The sequence below is a fragment of the Nocardia sp. NPDC004582 genome, from assembly GCF_053602115.1.
Window position 1 is genome coordinate 1 of sequence record NZ_JBSGCY010000197.1, and the last position, 9,372, is coordinate 9,372.

7 protein-coding genes are annotated in these 9,372 nt (G+C 68.9%); 4 read left to right on the forward strand and 3 right to left on the reverse strand.

What is annotated here, in order from left to right:
* The coding region (locus ACWELJ_RS31595) for a sensor histidine kinase (RefSeq protein ID WP_452369743.1) at positions 1 to 1,247 on the reverse strand (1,247 nt) is incomplete at its 3' end.
* On the reverse strand, positions 1,244 to 1,912 hold the full coding sequence (locus ACWELJ_RS31600; RefSeq protein ID WP_452369744.1) for a response regulator transcription factor: 669 nt from the start codon (positions 1,910 to 1,912) through the stop codon (positions 1,244 to 1,246). The genes ACWELJ_RS31595 and ACWELJ_RS31600, both read right to left, overlap by 4 nt.
* 377 nt (positions 1,913 to 2,289) lie before the next feature.
* Between ACWELJ_RS31600 and mgtE the strand changes: the two genes are divergently transcribed.
* Positions 2,290 to 3,678, forward strand: coding sequence for a magnesium transporter (gene mgtE / locus ACWELJ_RS31605; protein WP_452369745.1), 1,389 nt, complete (start codon positions 2,290 to 2,292; stop codon positions 3,676 to 3,678).
* A 243-nt stretch (positions 3,679 to 3,921) separates the two neighbouring features.
* Positions 3,922 to 4,884: a class 1b ribonucleoside-diphosphate reductase subunit beta gene (gene nrdF, locus ACWELJ_RS31610; protein WP_452369746.1), complete on the forward strand. Its 963-nt coding sequence runs from the start codon at positions 3,922 to 3,924 to the stop codon at positions 4,882 to 4,884.
* Between the two features lie 261 nt (positions 4,885 to 5,145).
* Here the strand turns inward: nrdF and ACWELJ_RS31615 are convergent, their stop codons facing one another.
* Positions 5,146 to 6,189: an ABC transporter substrate-binding protein gene (locus tag ACWELJ_RS31615; protein WP_452369747.1), complete on the reverse strand. Its 1,044-nt coding sequence runs from the start codon at positions 6,187 to 6,189 to the stop codon at positions 5,146 to 5,148.
* Between the two features lie 236 nt (positions 6,190 to 6,425).
* Here ACWELJ_RS31615 and ctaD point away from each other — a divergent pair, with 236 nt between their 5' ends.
* Together ctaD and ACWELJ_RS31625 are read left to right on the forward strand one after the other, a co-directional pair.
* Positions 6,426 to 8,162 (forward strand): aa3-type cytochrome oxidase subunit I, encoded by a 1,737-nt coding sequence (gene ctaD, locus ACWELJ_RS31620; protein ID WP_452369748.1) that lies wholly within the window; start codon positions 6,426 to 6,428, stop codon positions 8,160 to 8,162.
* Positions 8,163 to 8,375: 213 nt separating this feature from the next.
* The coding region (locus tag ACWELJ_RS31625) for an NAD(P)H-dependent flavin oxidoreductase (protein WP_452369749.1) at positions 8,376 to 9,372 on the forward strand (997 nt) is incomplete at its 3' end.

Below are 9,372 nucleotides of genomic sequence, written 5' to 3' on the forward strand. Positions count from 1 at the left end.
GTCGCGATCGCCCCGCCGCCGGCCGCGGGCTCGATGGAGGCGTTGCCGCCGTGCGTCTGCGCCACCCACGCCACCAGCGCCAGCCCGATGCCGTTGCGCCCGGTGCGCCCAGCCGCGCCGCGATCGAAGGGACTGGCCGACATGACCGGATCGACACCGGGACCGTGATCGCGCACGCTGACCCGTCCCTCGGCCACGTGCACCTCGACCGGCGCGGACCGGTTCACCGCGCCGTGCGTGAGCCCGTTCTCCAGCATGTTCCGGATGGCCAGGCCCAGCAGCTGCGGATCACCCAGCACCACGGTCGGATGCGCGGTCACCGCGATGCGCTCGTCACCGGCCTCCTCGGCCACCATCTCGGCCAGCTGATCCAGCCGCAGCGGTGTGCGCTCGGGTTCGGCGATGCCCGCCTGCATGCGGGCGCGGGCCAGCAGCCCGGTCACCAGCCGCGCCATCCGGTCCGCCAACCGCTGCGCCTCGGCGAGGGTCTGGGGCACCTCCTCGGGCGCCGGCCGCGACCCGGTCAGCAGCTTCAAGGTGGTGAGCGGCGTACGCAATTCGTGCGCGGCGTCACTGAGGAACTGCTCGTGCTCGCCCAGCAGGCGCAGCGCCTGAGCCTGGCTGCGACCCGCCAGCAGATACGTGACGGCGGCCGACAGCAGGACCAGCAGGGCGCCGCTGATCGCCAACTCCCACACCAGGGTTCGATGTTTCCCGGCATCGGCCATGGTCTCGGCCCCGGCCAGGATGACCACGGTGGCGTCCCAGCCGTCCCAGAACACCGGACTGCCCGCCACGGTCACCGCGCGGCCGGTGATATCGGTGGCGGTGAACCGTTTTCCGGCATAGATGACGGTCCCGGAGTGATCCTCGACCTGCGTCGCGAGCGTGGCGATCTCGGAGTCGTCGGGCAGCAGCGAGCGTTGGTAGGTGTGCGCCTGCTTCCACGGCTCACCCGGTTTGCGCACCAGCACGGCGACCGCGGTGGATCCCGTGGCCAGTTCGTCGTCCATGACCGTCGACAGGTCCAGGGCCGACTTGTCGTCCTGCTGGATGGCGCGCGCCAGCCCGCCCGCCACCCGCTCGACCTGATCGTCGGCGCGGGTCTCGCGCGCGTGCGCGTCGATCGTGGCGGCCACGAACCCGAAGACCAGGACCGCCGCCGCGGTGATCACCGCGGCCAAGGCGGTCATGAACCACCGGGCGCGCTGGAGCCGGGCCACGGCGGGGGAGCGGTGTGCGCTCACGCCGCTCCACCGGCGATCAGGAAGCCGGCGCCGCGCACGGTCTCGATCACGCTCGGCTCCCCGAGTTTGCGGCGCAACTTGGCGACCACCGCGTCCACCACGTTGGAGGCGGGCTCGGCCATCTCGTCCCAGCAGCATTCGATGAGGTCGGTGCGGGTCACCACGCTGCCGCGGCGGGTCGCCACGAGCTCGAGGACCGCGAACTCCTTCGGGCTGAGCATGAGCAGGACGCCGCCGCGGGTCACCCGGCGCCGCATCAGGTCGATGTCGATGTCCGCCACCGTGATTCGCGCGGCGGTGGGCTGGTCGCGGCGGCGGCACAGCGCGCGCACCCGCATCACCAGTTCCGGCAGCGCGAACGGCTTGGTCAGGTAGTCGTCGGCCCCGTGCTCGAATCCGGCCAGCCGGTCGTCGAGGCCGTCCCGGCCGGTGAGCATGAGCGCGGGCACCGTGTGCCCGGCGGTGCGCGCCCCCGCGACCAGGTCCAGACCGTCGCCGTCGGGCAGGCCGCGGTCCACCACCAGGCAGTCGTAGCGATTGACGGCGATCTTGAAGTCCGCGTCGGCGAGGCTCCGCGCGAGGTCCACCGCGAACCCGGCCGTCCGCAACCCATCGGTCACCTCACGACACAGCTGATGATCGTCCTCCAGCACCAAAACTCGCACAGGGGCAGAGATTAGGGCATTCCGGACCAGCGCCCCAACGGTCCGGACAGTCGGATCGACGGAAAATGATCGAAAAACAATTCGGCGTCGGTCCGCGGGCCCCGGAGCGGAGATACCGGACATGGTGGGCCGCGTTAGGCAACCCTCTGTATCCTGTACATGGTTGTTTCTGTTCTCTGTCGGCGTTCGCGAAGGGGGTGAGGTCCGTGCGCGGTGAACCTCCCAGTCGAAGGCCGCGTGGCATCGCTCTCGGATTCCGTCGATAGAACAGCTTTCTGGCCGATAGGGCAGCTTTCTGGTGGCGGGTGGGCGCGGTGCCCGCGGTGTGATCCGGTATCCCCGACCACCCTCTACCGCCACCCGGCCGAGGTTTCGCCATGACGCAGACCGAACTGCCCCCTGCCGTCCCCACGGTCGCCGCCGATATCCCTGTCCCCGAACGGGATTCGCTGCGCGACATCGTCGACTGCCACCACCTGACCCCCGCCGTGGAATGGCTCGACAACCATCCGCCGCACGTCATCGCCGACGAGCTGGCCCGCATGGACGCCGTCACCGCGGTCATGTCCTTCCGGCTGCTCGACAAGGACCGCGCGCTGGCCGTGTTCGAGGAGCTCGAACCCGTGGACCAGCAGCGGATCCTGGCCGGGCTGCGCGATCAGAGCTTCCGCGACCTGGTCGAGGGCATGGATCCCGACGACCGCGCCCGCATGCTGCGCGAGGTCCCCGCCAAGGTGGCCAAACGGGTGCTGGCCGGGCTCAGCCCGCACGAACGGCGCATGACCGCCGGGCTGCTCGGCTACCCGGAGGGCTCGGTCGGGTTCTACATGACCCCGGAAGTCGTTGCGCTGCCGCGGAATCTGCCCGTCGGCGAGGCGCTGCACATGGTGCGCGCCAAGGGGGCGACCGCCGAGACGGTGTACACACTGCCCGTGGTGGATTCGGGTCGCCGGCTGATCGGCGTGGTCGAACTGCGCGACCTGGTGCTCGGCTCGCCCGACACCATGATCGCCGAACTCATTGCCGCCGAACCGGTCTCGGCGCGGGCCACCGGGTCGGCGGAGAAGGCGGCCCGGCTCATGCAGGGCGCCAACCTGATCAACCTGCCGGTGGTGGACAGTGAGGACCGGCTGGTCGGGCTGCTCACCATCGACGACGCCGTCGAGGTCATCGAGGCCGCCGACTCCGAGGACATGGCCCGGCAGGCCGGCACCTCCCCGTGGTCGGGGCACTACATGGCCGCGGGCGTGTTCCAGTTGGCCCGCTACCGCGCGCTGTGGCTGATGCTGCTGCTGGTCGCGGCGACCCTCACCGTCACCGTCACCAACTTCTTCGAGCCCACCCTCGAACAGGCCGCGCACCTGGCGCTGTTCATCCCGCTGCTGATCGGCTCGGGCGGCAACGCGGGCGCGCAGGCCGCGACCACCTGCGTGCGCGCGCTCGCGGTCGGTGAGGTGCGGGTCTCGGATCTGCTCGCGGTGATCTGGCGCGAATGCCGGGTCGGGCTGCTGCTGGGCTGCATGCTGGCCGCCATCGGCATGGTGATCGGCACGCTGTTCGTGGGCTTGAAGATCGCGGTGGTGGTCGGCATCGCGCTGGTGATCATCTGCGGGTGGGCCGCCACCATCGGCGGCACCATGCCGCTGCTGGCCAAGAAACTGCGTATCGACCCGGCCGTCATCTCCGCGCCCATGGTGACCACGCTGGTCGACGCCACCGGTCTGGTCATCTACTTCACCACCGCGAAGGTGGTGCTCGGCATCTGATCGGCAAACCCGGGGCGGGTGGCGACACGCCTACCCCGGGTAGCTGTGACGGATTGCACCGCTGTAATTTGCTCCAGTCGGTGACATGCTTGCCCATCCCCGTTTCGCATTCTCGCAGGACAGCGCAGTGACACATGAAGACACAACCTATTGTGCTGCGCGGGGATGTCACCCACCAGTAGTAGTGTTCATGGCAAGGGAATTCGCAGGGTCCGGAAGCTGAGAAGGGTGTGTGAGCGGGGCGTGAAGCTCATCGATCGAGTGAGTGCGATCAACTGGAACCGCGTGCAGGACGAGAAGGACTCGGAGGTCTGGGACCGGCTCACCGGCAACTTCTGGTTGCCGGAGAAGGTCCCGGTGTCCAACGACATCCCGTCGTGGAACACGCTGACCGCCAATGAGAAGCAACTCACCATGCGGGTGTTCACCGGTCTGACCCTGCTCGACACCATTCAGGGCACGGTCGGCGCGGTCAGTCTCATCCCCGACGCCATCACCCCGCACGAGGAGGCGGTGCTCACCAACATCGCGTTCATGGAGTCGGTGCACGCCAAGAGCTACAGCTCGATCTTCTCCACGCTGTGCTCCACCCGTGAGATCGACGAGGCCTTCCGCTGGTCCGAGGAGAACCGGAACCTGCAGCGCAAGGCCGAGATCGTGCTGGAGTACTACAACGGCGAGGACCCGCTCAAGCGCAAGGTGGCCTCCACCCTGCTGGAGTCGTTCCTGTTCTACTCCGGCTTCTACCTGCCCATGCACTGGTCCTCGCGGGCCAAGCTGACCAACACCGCCGACATGATCCGCCTGATCATCCGCGACGAGGCCGTGCACGGCTACTACATCGGCTACAAGTACCAGAAGGGCCTGGAGCTGGTCTCCGAGGCCGAGCGCGAGGAACTCAAGGCCTACACCTTCGAGCTGCTCTTCGAGCTCTACGAGAACGAGGTCGAGTACACCCAGGACCTCTACGACGAGGTCGGCCTCACCGAGGACGTCAAGAAGTTCCTGCGCTACAACGCCAACAAGGCGCTGATGAACCTCGGCTACGAGGGCCTGTTCCCCAAGGACGAGTGCGAGGTCAACCCCGCCATCCTCTCGGCCCTGTCCCCGAACGCCGACGAGAACCACGACTTCTTCTCCGGCTCGGGCTCCAGCTACGTCATCGGCAAGGCCGTCAACACCGAGGACGAGGACTGGGAGTTCTGAGCTCACCCGCCTGAAAGTCCAATGGCCCCGAGCGAATCCGCTCGGGGCCGTTCGCCGTCGCGGGCCGGGTGCGCGACCGCTCGAAATGACCGCGTTTGTCGGGTGTGTCCGTGGGGAATACCGGTCATCACGAAATGTTCACGGTCGGGTTGGTGAACTTCGCGGTCGGTGCTCGGCCGGGTGGCGACTTCCCCACGTCATCGGGCCGGGCGCCGGGACCGATCAGCCTGTGCGGTGGCCGGGTATCAGGGTGTCCGGGTATCAGTCGGTGACGTAACCGTTGAGGTTGTTGCGGACATCCTCGAGCAGGGCGCGGGCGGCGGTGATGCCGCTGCCGTGCCAGATGGTGTCGTCGACGGCGAACTCCCGGCGATCGCTGACCGCGCCGAGTTGTTTCCAGTTGTCGCCCTTCATGATCGACTTGCCGTAGTCGAGGCCGTCCGCGCCGTCGAACATGAGGAAGATCAGGTCGCCCTCGAGCTTCTCGCGGTCGGCCTCGGTGCCCAGGCTGGAGACGTCGAAGGAGTCGCCGCGCTGCGCCTGGGGGCGCTGCACGCCCGCGTCGCCGAGGACCTGGGCGGCGAAGCTGTTGCCGCCCTGCACCTGAATCGTCTTGGGCTCGAAGCGGATCACCGACGCCTGGGTGAGCGCGGAGTTGGCGGCGACGCCGGTGTCCCGGGCGGCGGTGCGGTAGTCGTCGAGGGCCTTGGCGCCCGCGGTCTTGCGGTTGAGCGCCTCCGCGAAACCGGTGAAGGTGGCCTGCCAGCCGTGATCGTCGCCGACCAGGACGGTCGGGGCGATCGCCTTCAGGGCGTCGTAGCGGGCGAGGTCGGCGGCGGGGCCGATGATCAGATCCGGCTTCAGCTCCGCGATCCGCGCCGGATCCGGGCTGTCGACCGTGCCCACCGCCGGGATCGCGGCGATCCCGCTGCCCAGATACGACGGCTGCGGCGCCGGCCCGGCGACCGTGGCCGCGCCGACCACCCGCTCCCACAGGCCCAGCGCGCAGGCGGCGTCCAGGGCGGGGGTGGACAGCACCACGATGCGCTTGGCGTCGGCGGGGACCTCCGCGGAGCCCGCGGCGTGCGCCACCGATCGGGTGCCCGCGGCCGAGTCCGGGGCGGTCGGCAGCGCGCACGCCTTGGTGGTGTCACGCTCGATCCCGACCACGCCGGCACCGGCGATATTTGTGGTGGTGCGCACGATCGAGGCGGAGTTGTCATCGGTCTTCGCGCAGCCCGCGGCCAGGCCCACCGTCAGCAGGGCCGCCGCCGAGACCCATCCCACACTGCGCAAATGCCGCATAGGGGAGGAGGTGGGAGCGAACGTGTTTCGGGTGGAAGCAGACTCGCGCACCGGCATGCCGGGCAGCCTACAGCCGCGCCCCCGGACTCCCAATTACGACACAGAGTAGGACCCGGACGGAGCGCCGCTGGAACACGGTTTACGATCTGTCACAGCGCAAGCCACCGTCGTTCGTCATGTTGCCGAACCGGACGCCGGAAGCAGCGTACGAACGATGGCATACCTGTGGAGGTTTCGTGACTGCCGTAGAACCGCGGCCGGCCAGCCTTGTGGAGGCGGAGCGGCCCTATCCTCAAAGGACGGGTCCGAAGGGATCGTTCATCTTCAAGATGGTCACCACGACGGACCCGAAGGTTCTCGGCGTCATGTACCTGGTGACGGCCATCTCCTTCTTCATGGTCGGCGGCATCATGGCGCTGCTCATGCGCGCCGAGCTCGCCCGTCCGGGCATGCAGTTCCTGTCGCCGGAGCAGTTCAACCAGCTGTTCACCATGCACGGCACGATCATGCTGCTCTTCTACGCGACCGCGATCGTGTTCGGCTTCGCCAACATCATCCTGCCGCTGCAGATCGGCGCCCCTGACGTCGCCTTCCCGCGTCTGAACGCGTTCAGCTACTGGCTGTACCTGTTCGGCGGCACCATGGCGACCGCGGGCTTCATCACCCCCGGCGGCGCGGCCGACTTCGGCTGGACCGCGTACACCCCGCTGTCGGACATCGTCCACTCGCCCGGCGTCGGCGCCGACCTGTGGATCCTGGGTCTGGCCGTCTCCGGTCTGGGCACCATCCTCGGTGGCGTCAACATGCTCACCACCGTGGTCTGCCTGCGCTGCCCGGGTATGACCATGTTCCGGATGCCGATCTTCACCTGGAACATCGCCGTCACCTCGGTGCTGGTGCTGCTGGCCTTCCCGCTGCTCACCGCGGCCCTGTTCGGCCTGGCCTACGACCGCCACCTGGGCGGCCACATCTACGACCCGGCCAATGGCGGCGTGCTGCTCTACCAGCACCTGTTCTGGTACTTCGGCCACCCCGAGGTGTACATCATCGCGCTGCCGTTCTTCGGCATCGTCTCGGAGATCTACCCGGTCTTCTCGCGCAAGCCGATCTTCGGTTACACCACCCTGGTCTACGCGACCCTGGGTATCGCGGCCCTGTCGATCGCGGTGTGGGCGCACCACATGTACGCCACCGGCGCGGTGCTGCTGCCGTACTTCTCGTTCATGACCTTCCTCATCGCGGTTCCGACCGGTGTGAAGTTCTTCAACTGGATCGGCACCATGTGGCGCGGCCAGCTCACCTTCGAGACCCCGATGCTCTGGTCGGTCGGCTTCCTGGTGACCTTCCTCTTCGGTGGTCTGTCGGGCGTCATCCTGGCCTCGCCGCCGCTGGACTTCCACGTGTCGGACACCTACTTCGTGGTGGCGCACTTCCACTACGTGCTCTTCGGCACCATCGTGTTCGCCACCTTCGCGGGCATCTACTTCTGGTTCCCGAAGATGACCGGCCGCATGATGGACGAGCGTCTGGGCAAGTGGCACTTCTGGGCCACCTTCGTCGGCTTCCACACCACGTTCCTGGTGCAGCACTGGCTGGGCAATATGGGTATGCCGCGTCGGTACGCCGACTACCTGCCGAGCGACGGCTTCACCACCCTGAACACCATCTCCACGATCGGTGCCTTCATCCTGGGTTCGTCGATGCTGCCGTTCATCTGGAACGTCTTCAAGTCCTACCGCTACGGCGAGGTCGTGACCGTGGACGACCCGTGGGGCTACGGCAACTCGCTGGAGTGGGCGACCTCCTGCCCGCCGCCGCGGCACAACTTCTACGAGCTGCCGCGCATCCGCTCCGAGCGTCCCGCGTTCGAGCTGCACTACCCGCACATGGTCGAGCGCATGCGCGCCGAAGCCCACGTGGGCTGGGGCTCCAAGTCCCACAATGTGCACGAGCTGGAGAAGGCGTCGCACTAGTCGCCTGACAGCCGGAACATCCAACGCGGCACCCGTCCTCGGACGGGTGCCGCGTTGCGTTGCGGGGCGAGTTCCGTGCGCCGGGCGGCGGGAGAGGCGCGCCGAGTGGGCGGTAGGTGCTCGGTGTGGCCGATGGCCCTCGCGGCGGACGAGAGCCGGTGCGAGGGGAGGGGTGAGCGGACTGCGCCGGTAGCGGCGCGCTTTCATAGTCGGATGACGGTGGATGTACTGCGGACCAACTGGTCGGACTCGATGGGGTTGCGCCTGCCCATCGTGAACGCGCCCATGGGCGGCGTCGCCGGAGGCAGGCTGGCCGTCGCGGTCGCGGCCGCCGGGGGACTGGGCATGATCGGCATGGGCAGCGCCGGATCGGTCGAGGCGCTCGAACGTGAGCTCGCCGCGGCCGCCCTCGAACGCGAACTACCCGCCCTCGAACGGGAGCTGCTGGAGAACGCCGCGGCCCCCGCACCCGGCCCGATCGGCATCGGTCTGGTCGACTGGGTGGCGGCCGCCCGGCCGGGACTGCTCGACCTCGCCCTCGCCGCGCAACCCGCCCTGCTGTCGGTGAGCTTCGGCACCGACCTGTCCTGGGCGGAGCGCGCCCGAGCCGCCGGAATCCGGACCGCGACACAGGTTTACACCGTGGAGGAGGCGAAACGCGCCCGCGACGCCGGGATCGACGTACTGGTCGCGCGCGGCCTCGAGGGCGGCGGGCACGGCGCGCCCGAGCTCGCCACGCTGCCATTGCTGGAAGCGGTGCTCGACGCCGTGCCCGGTCCGGTGCTGGCCGCCGGCGGCATCGGCTCCGCGCGCGGGGTCGCCGCGATGCTGGCAGCGGGGGCCGCGGGGGTCTGGTTGGGCACCGCCCTGGCGGCCGCCGAGGAATCGCTGCTGCCGTCGAACGGCCGCCGAGCCCTGCTCGCGGCGCGGGGGACCGACACCATCCTCACGCGGGTGTTCGACGTCGGCATGGATCTGCCCTGGCCGCAACGGTTTCCGGCGAGAGTGCTGCGCAATGACTTCACCGCGCGCTGGCACCACCGCCTCGTCGAGCTGTCCGGGCCTGGCGCGTCCCCAACGGGGCCGGGCACCGATGCCGCGCGGGCGGGGCACACCGCCGAGGTGGCGTACGCACACCCGTCCGCCGACGCGGTCCGGGCGGCCGAGGCCGCGGCGGCCCGAGCCCCACGCCCACCGCCACCGGATCCGA